Source organism: Enterococcus sp. AZ079, from assembly GCF_050547255.1.
Lineage (GTDB): Bacteria > Bacillota > Bacilli > Lactobacillales > Enterococcaceae > Enterococcus_D > Enterococcus_D casseliflavus.
In genome coordinates this window covers 2449052-2463503 of record NZ_CP172955.1, presented here as the reverse complement: position 1 = coordinate 2463503, position 14452 = coordinate 2449052, and the positions used below count along the sequence as shown (strand labels likewise).

Here is a 14452-nt window from a genome sequence, read left to right as displayed (position 1 = left end):
GGAGGGAAACGGATGGAAAAAATAACGAATGAGACACTGTTTGAACTGAAAACGATTGCGCAGCCTGCAGTGGGGCAAAATCAGGTTTTTTACTTGGAAACGGCAGTCAACCAAGAGACTAATACGTATGATTCAGCGATTTATAGTATTGACCCAAAGACCAACGAACGGCGTGAATGGGGCACCGAAGCGACGACCCACAACAACCTAAAGGTCTCGCCAGATGATCAAAGGCTCAGTTTTGTGACGACCGATCCAAAGAAAGATGAAAGTACGTTATGGACGATGCCAGTGTCCGGAGGCAAGCCCCAAGCACTTGTCACTGAGAAGGGTCTGGGGGACTATTTTTGGAAGCAAGACGCAACGGCGGTCTATTATAAGCTGGCACAAGAAGAGCCGGTCTCAGAGAATCAAGACGACACAGAAAAGACGGACAAGCAAAAGGAATTTCCAGAAGTAAAAGCTACTACGAAAGTCAATTATTTGGCGGATGGCGTCGGATTTTTAAAAGAAAAAAAACATTCGATCGTCAAAAAAACGATCGCGACACAAGAAACGGAACTGATTTTTGAGCATGATTCTCCCTTTGTTTTTTCTGGCATCGCGGATGATCAGAAGACGTTGTTCCTCACCTTTGACAAAGAGGAAGAAGATGAATGGGACTATGGCTCGAAGGTTTGTCTCCTTGATAGCCAGACGAAAAAGACAGAAAGTTTAGAAAACATCCTGCCAGAAGGAACCTACACTTTTGCTGCTGCGCGCAATGATCAGCTGTTACTATTAGGCAATGATCTCTCTTACGGATTTGTGACCTTGGATGATTTGTTTTTGATCGACTTAAAAACGAAAGCAGTCAAAAATCTTTCCAAGGAGTTAGATGTTGCCTTTGGCAATGCGATCATCAGTGATTTTCAACAAAAAAATCGTGGCGTAGCGATCACCTGGTTGACGGATGACACATTCCTTGTACCCGTAACAGAACATGGCAAGCTACAATTGTACCGTGCCACGACCCAAGGAGAATGGACCAAACTACTTGATGAAAAAATGGATATCCTCGATGCGGCGATCTATTCAGAAGCCAAACTTGCTGTTGCTTATGCGACGCCAACGATCCCTAGTCGCTTAGCATTGATTGACTTAACAAGTGGTGAAGTAACCGATCTCTATGATCCCAACCAAGCAGTTATGTCACAGTTAGCGATCAGTAAACCCGAAGCGTTTTGGTACGAAGGAGCAGATGATTGGCAAATTCAAGGCTGGTATTTGCCCCCGACCGAAACAAAGGAGAATCATCCAGCGATTTTGTACATTCATGGCGGTCCGCAGGTCTGCTATGGGGAAACATTTTTCCATGAGATGCAAGTCCATGCCGCTAATGGCTATGGGGTCATCTTGGTGAACCCTCGTGGCGGGCAAGGATACGGTCAAACATTTGTCAAATCGATTTTAGGTGATTATGGCAATAAAGATTATCAAGACTTGCTGTTGGGGGTGGATGCCGTGGTGGCAAACCATCCAGAAATCGATACGAACACCATCCATGTGGCTGGCGGCAGTTATGGTGGCTTTATGACCAACTGGATCGTTGGCCATACCGATCGTTTTTGTGCGGCCGTTACGCAACGCTCGATCTCAAATTGGATCAGCTTTTATGGGACGAGTGACATTGGACCTGCCTTTGTCAAATTCCAATTGTTGCGGGAACTTGATGAGACCGAAGGACTTTGGAAGATGTCGCCTTTGGCCTATGCCAGCCAAGTCAAGACACCTACGCTAGTCCTCCATGGAGAAAATGATTTGCGATGTCCGCAAGAACAAGGACAGCAGTTTTACATGGCATTGCAACGTCAAGGCGTCGATACGAAGCTGATGCTGTTTCCTCAATCCTCTCATGGTTTGTCGCGCAATGGCTTGCCGAACCTGCGGATAGAACGCTTGCAGGCGATCAGTGAATGGCTTGCATCACATGAGAACCAATCAGTAAATTAACCGAATGAAATCACCTGACAAAGAATCACGACTTGGGCTGCTTGAAAAGCCCAACCAGTGATTTCTTAAAAATCAGGTGATTTTTTTGCGGGATCAAAAGCTATAGGTTTCTGTTATCTTGCCACCAATGACAGCGACGGTTGAAAACAAATTCATATGACGTTTTCTTCACGTGTTAAATAAAAAAAAGAAGAAATAGTTTTGCTTGCTTCCTGTGTTTTAGTGTGATATGATACAAAACGTAATCGTTACACTTTGAGTGTTCTTTTGGTGTGACGCAAGAGAAAGGAGCTGGTTATTATGAGAAACAATATTATTTTGGCATGTGTGGAGACAGGGGAAAGACTTTATTTGACCAATAAGAACCAGCGCAATACGCCGGAACGTTTAGAATTAAAAAAATATTCACCAAAGTTGCGGCGCAGAGCGATTTTTCGTGAAATCAAGAAATAGGAAGGAAAATAACTGAATGGCAAAAAAATCAAAAATTGCAAAATACAACAAACAAGTACAACTCATCGAACAATACCGAGCAGTACGTCAAGAACTAAAAGCACAAGGAGATACCCAAGCATTGGCCAAACTACCGAAGGATTCGAATCCGACTCGTTTGAAAAAACGGGATATGATCGATGGTCGTCCGCGCGGCTACATGAATAAATTCGGCATGTCACGGATCAATTTCCGTAAGCATGCACATCTCGGAGAAATTCCCGGCGTTACAAAAGCAAGCTGGTAACAGAAAGGAGTCAATATGGAAAAAACGGACTTGTCTAGTGCGTATCGACGTTTAAAGAGCCCGAACATCAAAACAAGGAAACGCGCATTAAAGATCATTCATGAATTTAAGCGAAATAAAAGGAAAAATGCATTGCAGCTGCGTGCATAATGAGAAAGTGAAAGAAAGTTGGAAATGACATGGCAGTACCTGCAAGAAAAACATCAAAAGCAAAAAAGAATAAGCGCCGGACCCACTATGGCGTCAAAGCACCAGCGATTTCGTTTGATGGGACAACAGGAACCTTCAAGCGCAGCCACCATGTATCATTAGCAGACTATAAAGCGCAGCACCCAATCGAAAAGAATTAACGGCGTCTTATGACGCCTTCCAGAAAGCAGGGGGAAAATGGAGATCATCTATCCGTCATTGATTGAAGAAGCCTATCGTCACAGTAAAAAATTTCATCCAGAGATCACCAAAGAGGCAATCTATCGCCATTTTTACGAAGCAGGTTTGATCAAAGAAAACGGCGATCCGACGGAAAAAGCCTTGTCAGAAGGGGTCGTTAAAGATTATACTGAGGACTGGGATCTTACCTTTGAAGAATTTTTGATGATCTACCCCGTGTTTCGTTCCTTTGACTCAAAGCATTTCAAGAAGATCGAGCATTTTTGGGAAATGGATTTGGCTTTGCAAGAACAAATCCTTGCCCAATGGGAGCAAGAAACCTTCACAGAGGAAGAGATCATCGACCTAACTGCTTTTTTTGAAGAGCGATTACCTTCTAAAAAGGAACAGTGAATGAACCGTGAAAGGCGTACATGTGATGAAAAAGACGATCCAGCCATTTTTAAAACTTTTAAAGCCCTATGATTATCTGCTGTTTGTTCTGTTAGTTGTCGGCTCTTTTTTACCGCTTTTTCTATTTGAAGCACAAGCTCAAAGTGATACCGGCGATCGGTATGCAATCGTGCGGATCAATGGAGAAGAGGTTGACCGTTTTAACTTAGAAGAAATCGATGCGATGGAAAAAACCTACTATCCAGCAGAAGGTCAGTACAATATCGTCGAGATCAAAGATGGCGCGATCCGAGTTCGTGAAGACAATAGTCCCGACCAGATTGCTGTCAAAACTAGCTGGATCTATCGCAATGGGCAGACGAGTATTTGCCTGCCTCATAAGCTGGTGATCGAGATCAAGCAAGCCGGTGCCTCTGACTATTTAATTTATTAACAGAAAAAGGAAGCCAGCTGAACAATTCCTGTTCAGCTGGCTTTTTTATGAGGATGAGCCGAAGAAGCTGTCAAAAACGCCAATCGACCAACGTGTAAGTCAGCAAGAAACAGCGTTTTTGATACAAGAAAAGCGCAGAATTCCAACCGTCAGAAGAAAGAGGAACTATGGGTGAAAGCTACAATCTCTGTCCAATCGTTCACAAAAAATTCTCCCCAATCATCTAAAATAGTTGGGGAACTGCGGCTCTATTTGGTATACTTAGGCAAGTCAGTTCCTTTGAAGCTTCTTTTTCTAAGGACTATGAACGAGCGATGATACGAATATGACCAATTTTCGGAAGTGATAACTTTACTAGATGGGGGCTTAACGAAGATGGGAAATGAAACAATTTGGGAAAACACAGACAATTTTTATCTGTTATGTCAACCAATCATGCAGGTAGAATCGTTAAGTCAGCAAGAGGTGAACGGCTATGAGGTCTTGCTGCGCAGCGAGAAAAACAACCGCTTTCCGCAACAAGAATTCAGCGCAATGATTCAATCTGAAAGTGGCAATCAGCAGTTGATGGGGTGGTATGCCCAGGAGCTGCAACGGTTGTGCCAAAAAAAGCCGAAAACCCGCTTTAGTGTCAATATTCATCCACAACAGCTGCTGTGGCAGTCAACGTGGACTTTTTTTGAGGGGATGACTGCCCACAAAGAGCAGTTGCAGATCGAATTAACAGAGCATCCTGTAAAAGGTCAGCATGATTCTTTTGATTTGTCTACTGCCCTTGCAAAAATCAAAGCCTATGGCTATGTGATCGCTGTCGATGACATCGGCTGTGGCCAAAATACCCTCTCATTGGTCTTTGCCAATCTTGAAAATGTGGATTGTTTGAAATTTTCACTACTGCCGTTTATTCAGCTCGATGAGGAGATCGGGTTTAGTTTCTTGACCTGTTGGTTGAAGGTCGCCAAAAAGTATCAGCTTGAGTTGATCGTTGAAGGCATCGAGACCCGCGATAAGATGGCGCAGCTGCTTGAGATGGGGGTTCATTTACAACAAGGATATTTATGGTCTAAAGGAGAGCGATTGTGATGGAATGTTAGAACGAGGCGTGCTCTTGGCGTTTGGTTTGCCGCTGATGATTGCCAGTTTACTGGTGACCGCAGATGTTTTTGTACGAAGTGTGCAAAAAATATCGGTTTCTCGTCCATTTAAGTATTTTATTATTGGTATTCTGACGTTTACGCATTTGTATTTTATTCTTTCTTTTTCAATGAATTCAGTTGGGTTTATCTGTTATCAATACACAACTGCTTTTATTGCGAGTCATTTTTTCTATGGTGATCGTGGCAAGATCTTGATTTTGATAACGCCGTGTATGGTCGTTTTCTATTTACTGTTTGTCGGTTTTTCTGACATTGGCAAAGCCTTTTATTTACCGCTATTAGGTGTCGGCGTCTTTGTCCTTGATTTTCTCTTATCAAAAATCAAGCCGCTGCGTCCGCAACAGCAATTTTATTTGATGTATTTTTTGACCTGTCTGATCTCACCGCGTTTTTCGATGTTGGTCCATCATACGACGACCTATGACTGGGAAGCGATGTTGGCAGTACTTGTTGGTTCTTTTGTGCTGTTGGGCGGCTTTATGTGGCTGCATCGGTTGATTGAAGGCGAAGAGTACCAAGTACTGGCAGAGTTGGCGAATAGTAAGATCGATGCATTGACCGGCTGCTTCAACTATGGGACCTATAACCACGATCTGCTTCAAGCCGTTTCACAGAAAAAGACTGTGACGATCGCCATGATCGATCTCGATCACTTCAAAAAGGTCAACGACCGTTATGGTCATATCGCTGGAAATGAGCTGTTGAGAACCTTTGCCACACGGACAACTATTTTTTTAGAGGCGCATTTTGCCGAGACCTTTTCCTTTTATCGTTATGGCGGCGAAGAGTTCTGTGTCGTGATCGAAGGGGATGTCAAAGAAAAGACCGTAGCTGCGATGGCGACGCTGTGTCAAACTATTTCCAGCAGTATGTTTCCTGTCGCCAATTTTGAAAAAGGGACGATGTCTTTGTCTTGCGGCGTTGAAGCGAGCACCGTTTGTCATGGCGATATCTTGGCAGCCGTCGAAAGAGCCGATCAAGCACTCTATCTCGCAAAACAAAGTGGTCGAAATCGGGTGTGCACCTTACCTGAGACGTAAAAAAATAATGAAAAAATGATTTGCACAAATTCACAAAGAATTAAATCTTTATGCACAAAAAGTTAGTAATAATAAAGAAATAAAGTTATTTATTTAAAAAATATACATTTTGCTTTTTTTATTTATCTTGAGAATCTTCGCATATCAACAAAAAGATTGAAACTATGTATAATTTCTGGTAAATTATTCTAAATCAAGAGTGATAAAAACTGTCAATAATAAATAGTGATTCTTACTTGATGCTTTGTCCGCTTTTCCAATGAAATGTTTCTGGAATTGTCCCGTCGAATCAGCAAGTAAGGGTTCTTTTTTTTAGAAAGGAAGCACAGGAAATGGCAAATACGCTGGTTGTCAATACACTCGCAAATTTAGGCGCAATTATCATCAATATTTATTTGTTATTCAAAATCAGTGACGGATTCGTTGGCCAAGGGACGTTCAAAGCGAAACAGATCGCAGCTGCGATTGCTTGTGAAACCGTGGTGGGGATGCTGATGATGAATTTCTCTTACGTCGTATATGAAACGCGATTTGACCTGCGCTTTTTGCTTTACGCTTTTTCCATGAAATATCTGGGGTGGAAGGTGACCGTACCGACGATGGTCAATCTAGCGTTAGGGCGTTTCTTGTTTGAAGTATCAAAATCGTCTTGGTTGAACTTATATCTTACGTTTTTTTTGATAGTGACACTGACATTTCTGCATGCCTGGGCCAAACGGCGATTTACTGACAAACAAGAGTTATTCCTATCAATTACCTACTTGATCGCTATCTCCTTTCTTTTTGGTTTTTATCTGACGGGTGATATTCAAAAAACGACCCTAATTTATATAGTTTATGGCATTCTCGCCTATACATTGGCGTTTTTCCTTTACTCGATAGTAAATGATATGCAGCGCATTTTGGCATTGGTCAAAATCGATGATCTTACGCAGTTGAACAACTTCCGTAAATTTCAAGATGACCGCCAACGCCTAGACACGACCGAGGTGGACTTATCGATCGCTTTGATCGATATCGATCATTTCAAAAATTACAATGACCGTTACGGACACCGTGCTGGGGATGTGATTTTGCAAGAAATCGCTCGTATTTTTTCGACCTACTGTACGGCGAGCAATCCTGTCTATCGCATCGGTGGGGAAGAGTTTGCGATCTTGATCCAAGGAGACGCACAGGCTGCTGCTTATCTCCTCGAAAAAATCCAAAAGCGCATCCGTTACCAAGAGATCATCTTGGATGCAGGCGATTCGGTCAGCATCACGTTGTCGATTGGGATCGCACAACGGCAAAAGGGCGAGTTGCTACAGCAAACACAAGAACGAGCCGATCAAGCATTGTATCGAGCCAAGCGCAGCGGTCGCGACCAACTCTGTCTTTACTGATGGAGTTGGCTTCTTTTCTTTTTTATTTTCAAAAATACTACCTTAAATGAGGAGCGCATATGGAAAATAGTTTAATCATGATTCCTTCGCTAGAACCTGACCACAAACTGCTGGCTCTGGTGGAGAAAATTCGTTTGCATAACCAGCACCTGCCGATTTTGGTCGTGGATGATGGCAGTGGGGCAGCTTATCAGCCTGTCTTTTCGGCATTGGCACAGCAGCTTGGTTGTCAGGTTTTGACCCATCCAAAGAATCTTGGAAAAGGCGCAGCCATCAAAACCGCCCTCACCGAAGTGCTGACAAACCAGCCAGCTGTTGAATTTATGGTGACCATTGATTCGGATGGGCAGCATGAGTATACCGATATGATGGCTTGTTTAGCAAAGGCCCAAGCCCATCCCGACAGTATTATTTTAGGGACCCGATCCTTTGGCAAAGAAGTGCCCTTACGGAGTAAGTTCGGCAACATATTGACCCGAAATATCCTACGTTTAGCGACTGGTCTTGCCATCGAGGATTCGCAGACGGGCTTAAGGGTTTTCCCTCGGAAATTCATGACAGATTTGTTGGCGATCTCAGGTGAGCGCTTTGAATATGAAACGCGGATGCTGATCGAAGCCCAGAAACGGGGGTGGCCGATTCTCTCGCAACCGATCGCCACCATCTATATTGAAGAAAATGCCTCTTCCCATTTTCGGGTCTTGGCAGATTCCGTCGCTATCTATAGCGTCTTTTTGAAGTATTTGTTTTCATCTGTGGTCTCCTTTTTTGTCGATGTGATCGCCTATGCGTTATTGATCCATTTCTTGTCTGTCATCGATCTGTCCTCCATCGTGATCGCTTCGTTGGGTGCCCGCTTGATTTCGGCGATCGTCAATTACTACATCAATCGCGAGCTTGTTTTTGGTCAACGGACAAAGAACAGTATGCTGCAGTATTTTTTATTAGTCATCGTACAGATTTTGCTGTCCTCTTTCCTCGTCTACCTGATCTATTTGATCCTGCCGATCGGGGATTCTGTGTTGTTAAAAATAGGCGTCGATTGCCTGCTCTTTTTCTTTAGTTACCATGTGCAAAAAAATGTCATCTTTAAGGAGTGATTGAGGTGGAACAAAAACGTTTGCCTTGGGCGAAAAAAGTCGTTTACTTTCTGGCGTTTGTCTTTTCGCTGATCTATTTATCATGGCGGGGGCTGTATACATTGCCATGGCACGAGTCTTGGTTTGCCTTACTGTTTGGTTTGCTGCTTTGGGGCAGTGAGATCGTATCGAACTTTACGGGCTTGCTGTTGATTTGGAACAAAAACAAAGCAAAGCCTTTTGAAAAACCGATCGTGCCAGAAGCCGACTATCCAGCGATCGATGTGTTGATTGCTACCCATAATGAAGAAGTGCCGCTTTTATTAAAAACAGTCAATGCGGCAGTTCATATGAAATACCCCGATCCCAAAAAAGTTCACATCTACTTGTCAGATGACACCAACCGTCCAGAGGTCAAAGCACTGGCAGATAAATTTGGCATCGGCTATATCGGATTGACAGGCAATCAGCATGCCAAGTCAGGCAATCTCAATCATGCATTGTCAAAAACCAATTCGCCGCTAGTGGCGACCTTTGATGCAGATATGATTCCTTACTCAGATTTTTTGCTGGAAACAGTGCCATATTTTGTGGCAAATCAGCAGGAACGCCGCAAAGATCAGACCATCAAACCGTTGGGCTTTGTCCAAACACCGCAAAGCTTTTACAATGCGGATCTTTTTCAGTACAATCTTTTTTCAGAAGCGGCGATCCCTAACGAGCAGGACTTCTTTTCCAGAGAAGTCAATGTTTTGAACAACGCCCATGATACAGCTATTTATACAGGTTCCAATACGGTGATCGCACGAGAAGCGATCGAAGCCGCTGGCGGATTTCCGACGGACACGATCACGGAAGATTTTGAATTAGGCGCCTTGATCAATTGCCAAGGTTATCGCAGTTTATCAACACTGCAGCCCATGGCCAGCGGTCTGTCTCCCATTGATATCCCAAGTGCCTTAAAGCAGCGGATTCGCTGGGGAAGAGGAGTGGTCCAAAGTGTCCACAATCTCCATCTTTTTAAGAACAAGACGTTGTCTTTGGCGCAAAAAATGGTTTTCTTAAACAGTTATTTGTATTGGTGGTCGTTTTTACGTCGGTTGCTGTTTATTTTCGCGCCGATTTTGTACACCGTCTTTAATGTAAGGGTCGTAGAGACCAACTTTTGGGTCTTGCTGCTGTTTTGGCTGCCAAGCTATACGTTCTTGCATTTGGCGATGCAGGATTTGAGCAGTGATATTCGAACGCAGCGCTGGGGCGAGATCCAGGAAACGATTTTTGCACCTTACCTAGTGATTCCTGTCTTTTTACAAGCCATTGGCATCAAAGAGACCCGTTTCAAAGTGACCAATAAAGCAGCAACTCAGTCTAAAAAAGACTTGTTGTTTGTGGTGCCGCATTTGTTGCTGTTGATTTTGACGATTATCGGCTTAGTGAAGTTTAATTACGGCAAATTCGGCTCAGAGATTTTCTATGGCAGCGTGTTGACTTTCTGGTTGCTGACCCATTTCTTTAACTTAACCTTTGCGGTCTTATTTTATCTCGGTCGCCCGATTTACCGAACGACGGAACGGTTCAGAGTCCATTATCCTGTTGAAGTTTCCGACCAAGACGCCAGCTATTCTTTGATGACAGAAAATATCTCAGAAAACGGCTTGTCCTTTGTTTCTGACGTTCCTCTTTATTTTCCGCCAGATGCGCAGCTGACGTTTAAAATCACCCGTAATGGCTACCAAGCAGAGATGACGGGAAACGTCGTCCGCGTTTTTTCAGGCAAGGATCGCTGGGTCTATGGGGTTGCTTTACACCAATTATCAGAAAAAGACTACTTGGCTTATTTGCAGATCATTTATGATGGCTTCAATCAAAGCCTGCCAGTTCTGCGTGACCCGTGGATGACCTTCTTTGACAGTCTTTTTGAAAATCTCGGTAAGCATCTGCTGCAAGCCAAACAAAAGCCATTGCCGCCTCAGCGAGTGCCTGTCCTGTCGATTGATCAAGAATGGGTCTTTGAAGAAGGAGCCTATACGGTCACAACGTTTGGTTTTGACCAGCTCACGTTGGTAAAAACAGAAGAAGTCGAGATGCCTGCCCGTCTAACCTTACCGTTCAGTAATCTTGTGCTTCACGCTGAAAAAGCAACGCTTCAACCAACAGAAAATCAAGTGATTTATCAAGTAAGCAATCTTTCCGAGCTGCGTTTTACAGCAGCCTTTCAAGAATGGGTAGACAGCTTGCTGAGAAAGACTAACTATATAGAGTCAAGTGAAAATTAGCTAAATCAAAAAAATATTTTATAACAGTTAAGTCCAAAAAATGAGTACAACAAATAGACCTTTCACTATTAGATTTTTTTGATTGTTCAATAGCTAATCGGAAACAATCTTATAAGGTTCATTTTTAGTTAAAATAGCATGAATCACATAACAAAGCTTACGAGAAACAGCACCTAAGGCCGTCAGATGATGCTTTCCCTCAGAAATTTTTTTCTGATAAAACGCGCGAAAAACAGGATCACATTGAGAAGCAACTAGAGCAGCTGAAAACAAGGCTTTTCGTAAGTATGGAGATCCACGCTTGCTCATAACATTATGTGTTGCTTCGTATTGCCCAGATTGGGACACAGACGCGTCTATGCCAGCATAAGCAACCAGTTTTTTCGGATTAGAAAATTTGCGAATGTCTCCAATTTCACCAAGAATTGTCGCGCCATTTATAGGGCCGATTCCAGGGATTGTGAGAATAACAGAGTCTAAATTACTCATTATGCGCTTAATTTCTTTTTCAGTTTCTTTTACTTGGCTTTCGATGAATTTCAATTGTTCAATCATGGAGCGTAATTGAAATGTAAAAGCTTCTTGAGCAAATTTCACTCCAAAGGAGTTAGAAGCTGCTTGCTTCAATTGATCTGCTTTCTCTGGCTTTATTCGGTTCCTGCTTAACTCAGCTAAGTATTGAGCCAACGTTTCTGCCGAAATTTCTTCTAGCTCTATAGGAGAACTAAACTCAAGCAATAACTCTTTAGACGCTTTTCCGAAAATACCTTGTTTAGAAAAAATTGATGCATATTCAGGAAACACTTGATCTAGTACAGCTATGATTTTTCGTTTGAAGTCGCTTGCGGTACCTACTAAATAGGTTCGGTAACGTGAAAGTTGTTTTAACGAAAAAACATTTTCATCAGACAATACTGTTTCTACAAAGGAACCATAACGCATCAAGTCAGCAATCAAAACAGAATCAATAATATCATTTTTTCGTTTTCTGATTTCTGTTCCTTTGCGCCAGCCATCGGTTTGAAGAGGATTCACAACGTGAATCAAAAAGTCTGATTCGTGGAGGTATGAAAAGATGGAGAGCCAATAATGACCCGTAGCTTCCATTCCGACAATAAAGTCAGCGGGAGTCTCTGAATATTTTGAAAGCCGCTCAATCAGGGAATCAGCTCCTTCAGTAGTGTTAGGGAAAGAAAAACCTTTTAGGATCACTTTACCTTCTTCACTCATTAAAGAAGCCACGTGAGTTCGCTTGCCGATATCAATTCCTAAGAAGTACATACATTTGACCTTTCTAAAAAAATATTTTGGATTGAAACCCGCTCAACTGAAAAGCGTCACTACCTTGTACGAGATACGGAGTAAAGCAAAAACTTTCAACATCTAACTCATACGTAATCCACTTATCAGAGAGAGGTGCCAGTCTTTCGATTACGAGCTTCAAAACTCAAGGAGGCAACGGCATAGCCTCTCAATCCAATAAATATATTATCTCAAAATGAATGAGTTAATACCAAATTAAAATAACGATGGTTCATAGGGTTATCCAATCAAAACCGGAAGGTTAAAACCCTAACTCTAATATACAAGGAGGAAGATGATGATCGAGATCCTGCTGCGATTTAGTCTTTTTGGTTTATCATTAGCTGGCTATGTCTATCTTTTTGTACGAGTTTGCCATTTTCCCAAACACATCAGCTGGATCGCTGCTTGCTGTTTGCCGATCCTCGTTCTTTCCTTTGTCGCATATGGTCCAAAAGGATGGTTGATCTGGGGGGCATGGGTTTTATTTGGTCTTGGCTTACTATTATGCGTTTGGCGTTTTTGGCAGGAGCGCTATCAGGTACGTTGGGGCTTGCAAGAGCCCATCCTGCTGTGGTTTTACGGCTATTTTGCTTTGTTCGTTTTAACCTTGCTTCACAGTCATTTGACCCACTATGACAACTTCTCCCATTGGGCGACGATCGTTAAATTCCTTTATACGCAGGGACAATTGCCAACGGCAGCCGATGCCATCATCAGTTTTACTTCCTATCCTTTAGGCAGCTCGCTGTTTGTTACTTATACAGCGATCATTGTTGGCTATCATGAGAATGTCTTGCTGATTGGTCAATTGATTTTGATTTTCTGTAGTCTGTATAGTTTCTTTGCGATTATTCGTGATCCGAAAAGAAAGCTGGCTTTTGCCCTGATCTTCACCAGTATGGCGGTTTTCAATTATTTTAATATTGCGATTCGAATGAATAATTTGTTAGTGGACTTTATCCTGCCAGTGTTGACTTTAGCTGGCATCGCTGGCTTATTCGCTTTAAAAGGCAACGTACTACCGTCGATCGGTTTCTTTCTTTTGATTGGCGCCTCTCTTGATTTGGTCAAAAATAGCGCCGTCTTTTTTCTGCTGATTTTAGGTGGCTATTTACTAGTCTGCTTGTGGCAGGCATCAGTTCGTTGGCGGCAACGGCTGGGCATGATGATTGTAGGATTAGCTGCCATTGGGCTCTCTGTCCTGCCGGCGATTCTTTGGAACCTGCATGTCAAAGCGAATTTTCCTAAATCGAAGCATGAAGTCAGCGTGACCGCTTATAAACAGATTTTTGGTGAAAAGGATTCTCAGATACTGCAGCAGATTACGGATGTTTTTGTCAAAACCATCACGGATGTTGCGACGATCTCCACGCAAGGGATTCTCTTGATCCAGGTCATCCTGTTGGGCAGTTGGCTATTTGTCCGATTTATCATGAAAAAACGCAATCCATTTTTCAAAGAACTGCTGTTGATCGATGGTATCATTGGTGGGTATTATTTAGGAATCTATGCCATGTTCTTGTTCTCGATGCCCACTGATGAAGCATTGTCTTTGGCAGGGTTCGATCGCTATGCCTCAAGTATCGTGATTTTAGCACTTGGATTAATGACCTTTTTCATGGTCAGAGGCATTGATCATTTGTATCATGAACAAGCGATCGATCGGCGAAACTATCGTAGTTTTGCCAGCTTGACTACGAAAAAAATCTATCAATACAGTACCTTGATTCTGTTGTTTTTTGCGACATTGCTGATCCTTTCTGAAAATAATGGCATGCGTTATACCAATCGTGAATATGCTGCTTCGATTCCAGCACAAGTTTCAGTCGTTACTGGCGATCACTTTGACCTAAACGAGAAAAAATATTTGGTGGTCAGTACTAACAAAGAAGCAGTAGATAGCTACTTAGTTGGCTATGTCGGAAAATATTACTTGTTTTCACCTAATGTCGATGGCCGAGAGAATTTCCTCTTATCCGATACAGATTTTCGCACGCTATTAAAGCAATACGATGAAGTCGTCGTCTTAGAAGAGCACTATACCTTTAATGCCATGACGAAGAAGCTAACAGGCAAGACCTTTGCCCCAGGCGTTTATTCGGTGGCGGAGGTGTTGGGGCGTTAAGGAAAGGATTTGCTCAAGCGTATCTCGTTATTAGAGAATCAAAAGTTAAAATACCAATGAAACAGACGACAGTTCGTTTGTTCATTGGTATTTTTTTTCTGTTCCCACTGAGTAATATCCTCTATACTATGAAAATAC

The 14452-nt window shown here is 42.7% G+C and carries 14 protein-coding genes; 13 read left to right on the top strand and 1 reads right to left on the bottom strand.

Annotated elements, in window-relative coordinates; genetic code table 11:
• Positions 1–12 precede the first annotated feature (12 nt).
• The 12 genes from IGJ15_RS11710 (at position 13) to IGJ15_RS11655 (ending at position 10884) form a co-directional block, all read left to right on the top strand.
• The gene (locus IGJ15_RS11710) at positions 13–1992 is read left to right on the top strand and encodes a S9 family peptidase (protein WP_060792876.1); all 1980 of its coding nucleotides are present in this window, start codon (positions 13–15) and stop codon (positions 1990–1992) included.
• A 300-nt stretch (positions 1993–2292) separates the two neighbouring features.
• Entirely contained in the window at positions 2293–2445 is a 153-nt protein-coding gene (gene rpmG, locus IGJ15_RS11705; protein WP_005225339.1) for a 50S ribosomal protein L33, read from the top strand.
• Positions 2446–2461: 16 nt separating this feature from the next.
• Positions 2462–2731 carry a 30S ribosomal protein S14 gene (gene rpsN, locus IGJ15_RS11700; RefSeq protein WP_005225340.1) on the top strand — a complete coding sequence of 90 codons (270 nt, stop codon included), beginning with the start codon at positions 2462–2464 and terminating at the stop codon, positions 2729–2731.
• A 15-nt stretch (positions 2732–2746) separates the two neighbouring features.
• On the top strand, positions 2747–2881 hold the full coding sequence (locus IGJ15_RS11695; protein WP_005237325.1) for a putative metal homeostasis protein: 135 nt from the start codon (positions 2747–2749) through the stop codon (positions 2879–2881).
• Positions 2882–2910: 29 nt separating this feature from the next.
• A complete protein-coding gene (gene rpmF / locus IGJ15_RS11690; RefSeq protein WP_060792875.1) occupies positions 2911–3081 on the top strand; it encodes a 50S ribosomal protein L32 in 171 nt (56 codons plus the stop codon).
• A gap of 37 nt (positions 3082–3118) precedes the next feature.
• A complete protein-coding gene (locus tag IGJ15_RS11685; RefSeq protein WP_005225342.1) occupies positions 3119–3514 on the top strand; it encodes a hypothetical protein in 396 nt (131 codons plus the stop codon).
• A 25-nt stretch (positions 3515–3539) separates the two neighbouring features.
• A complete protein-coding gene (locus IGJ15_RS11680) occupies positions 3540–3947 on the top strand; it encodes a NusG domain II-containing protein (RefSeq protein ID WP_005237322.1) in 408 nt (135 codons plus the stop codon).
• A gap of 375 nt (positions 3948–4322) precedes the next feature.
• Complete coding sequence (locus IGJ15_RS11675; protein ID WP_074932405.1) at positions 4323–5030, top strand: EAL domain-containing protein; 708 nt, start codon at positions 4323–4325, stop codon at positions 5028–5030.
• Between the two features lie 4 nt (positions 5031–5034).
• Positions 5035–6144 carry a GGDEF domain-containing protein gene (locus IGJ15_RS11670; protein WP_430599107.1) on the top strand — a complete coding sequence of 370 codons (1110 nt, stop codon included), beginning with the start codon at positions 5035–5037 and terminating at the stop codon, positions 6142–6144.
• A 332-nt stretch (positions 6145–6476) separates the two neighbouring features.
• Entirely contained in the window at positions 6477–7529 is a 1053-nt protein-coding gene (locus IGJ15_RS11665; RefSeq protein WP_005225346.1) for a GGDEF domain-containing protein, read from the top strand.
• Positions 7530–7588: 59 nt separating this feature from the next.
• Positions 7589–8629, top strand: coding sequence for a bifunctional glycosyltransferase family 2/GtrA family protein (locus IGJ15_RS11660; RefSeq protein WP_060791718.1), 1041 nt, complete (start codon positions 7589–7591; stop codon positions 8627–8629).
• The gene (locus IGJ15_RS11655) at positions 8626–10884 is read left to right on the top strand and encodes a glycosyltransferase family 2 protein (protein ID WP_270287126.1); all 2259 of its coding nucleotides are present in this window, start codon (positions 8626–8628) and stop codon (positions 10882–10884) included. The genes IGJ15_RS11660 and IGJ15_RS11655 overlap by 4 nt, the downstream gene beginning before the upstream one ends.
• A 93-nt stretch (positions 10885–10977) precedes the next feature.
• Here IGJ15_RS11655 and IGJ15_RS11650 read toward each other — a convergent pair whose 3' ends face one another.
• Positions 10978–12165 (bottom strand): IS110 family transposase, encoded by a 1188-nt coding sequence (locus IGJ15_RS11650; RefSeq protein WP_010748508.1) that lies wholly within the window; start codon positions 12163–12165, stop codon positions 10978–10980.
• Between the two features lie 319 nt (positions 12166–12484).
• Between IGJ15_RS11650 and IGJ15_RS11645 the strand changes: the two genes are divergently transcribed.
• On the top strand, positions 12485–14314 hold the full coding sequence (locus IGJ15_RS11645; RefSeq protein WP_430599105.1) for a lantibiotic ABC transporter permease: 1830 nt from the start codon (positions 12485–12487) through the stop codon (positions 14312–14314).
• The last annotated feature ends 138 nt before the right edge of the window (positions 14315–14452 follow it).

Coding starts and splice junctions, on each gene's coding strand:
- IGJ15_RS11710 (WP_060792876.1), top strand. CDS start 13: ATGGAAAAAATAACGAATGAGACACTGTTTGAACTGAAAACGATTGCG.
- rpmG (WP_005225339.1), top strand. CDS start 2,293: ATGAGAAACAATATTATTTTGGCATGTGTGGAGACAGGGGAAAGACTT.
- rpsN (WP_005225340.1), top strand. CDS start 2,462: ATGGCAAAAAAATCAAAAATTGCAAAATACAACAAACAAGTACAACTC.
- IGJ15_RS11695 (WP_005237325.1), top strand. CDS start 2,747: ATGGAAAAAACGGACTTGTCTAGTGCGTATCGACGTTTAAAGAGCCCG.
- rpmF (WP_060792875.1), top strand. CDS start 2,911: ATGGCAGTACCTGCAAGAAAAACATCAAAAGCAAAAAAGAATAAGCGC.
- IGJ15_RS11685 (WP_005225342.1), top strand. CDS start 3,119: ATGGAGATCATCTATCCGTCATTGATTGAAGAAGCCTATCGTCACAGT.
- IGJ15_RS11680 (WP_005237322.1), top strand. CDS start 3,540: ATGAAAAAGACGATCCAGCCATTTTTAAAACTTTTAAAGCCCTATGAT.
- IGJ15_RS11675 (WP_074932405.1), top strand. CDS start 4,323: ATGGGAAATGAAACAATTTGGGAAAACACAGACAATTTTTATCTGTTA.
- IGJ15_RS11670 (WP_430599107.1), top strand. CDS start 5,035: ATGTTAGAACGAGGCGTGCTCTTGGCGTTTGGTTTGCCGCTGATGATT.
- IGJ15_RS11665 (WP_005225346.1), top strand. CDS start 6,477: ATGGCAAATACGCTGGTTGTCAATACACTCGCAAATTTAGGCGCAATT.
- IGJ15_RS11660 (WP_060791718.1), top strand. CDS start 7,589: ATGGAAAATAGTTTAATCATGATTCCTTCGCTAGAACCTGACCACAAA.
- IGJ15_RS11650 (WP_010748508.1), bottom strand. CDS start 12,165: ATGTACTTCTTAGGAATTGATATCGGCAAGCGAACTCACGTGGCTTCT.
- IGJ15_RS11645 (WP_430599105.1), top strand. CDS start 12,485: ATGATCGAGATCCTGCTGCGATTTAGTCTTTTTGGTTTATCATTAGCT.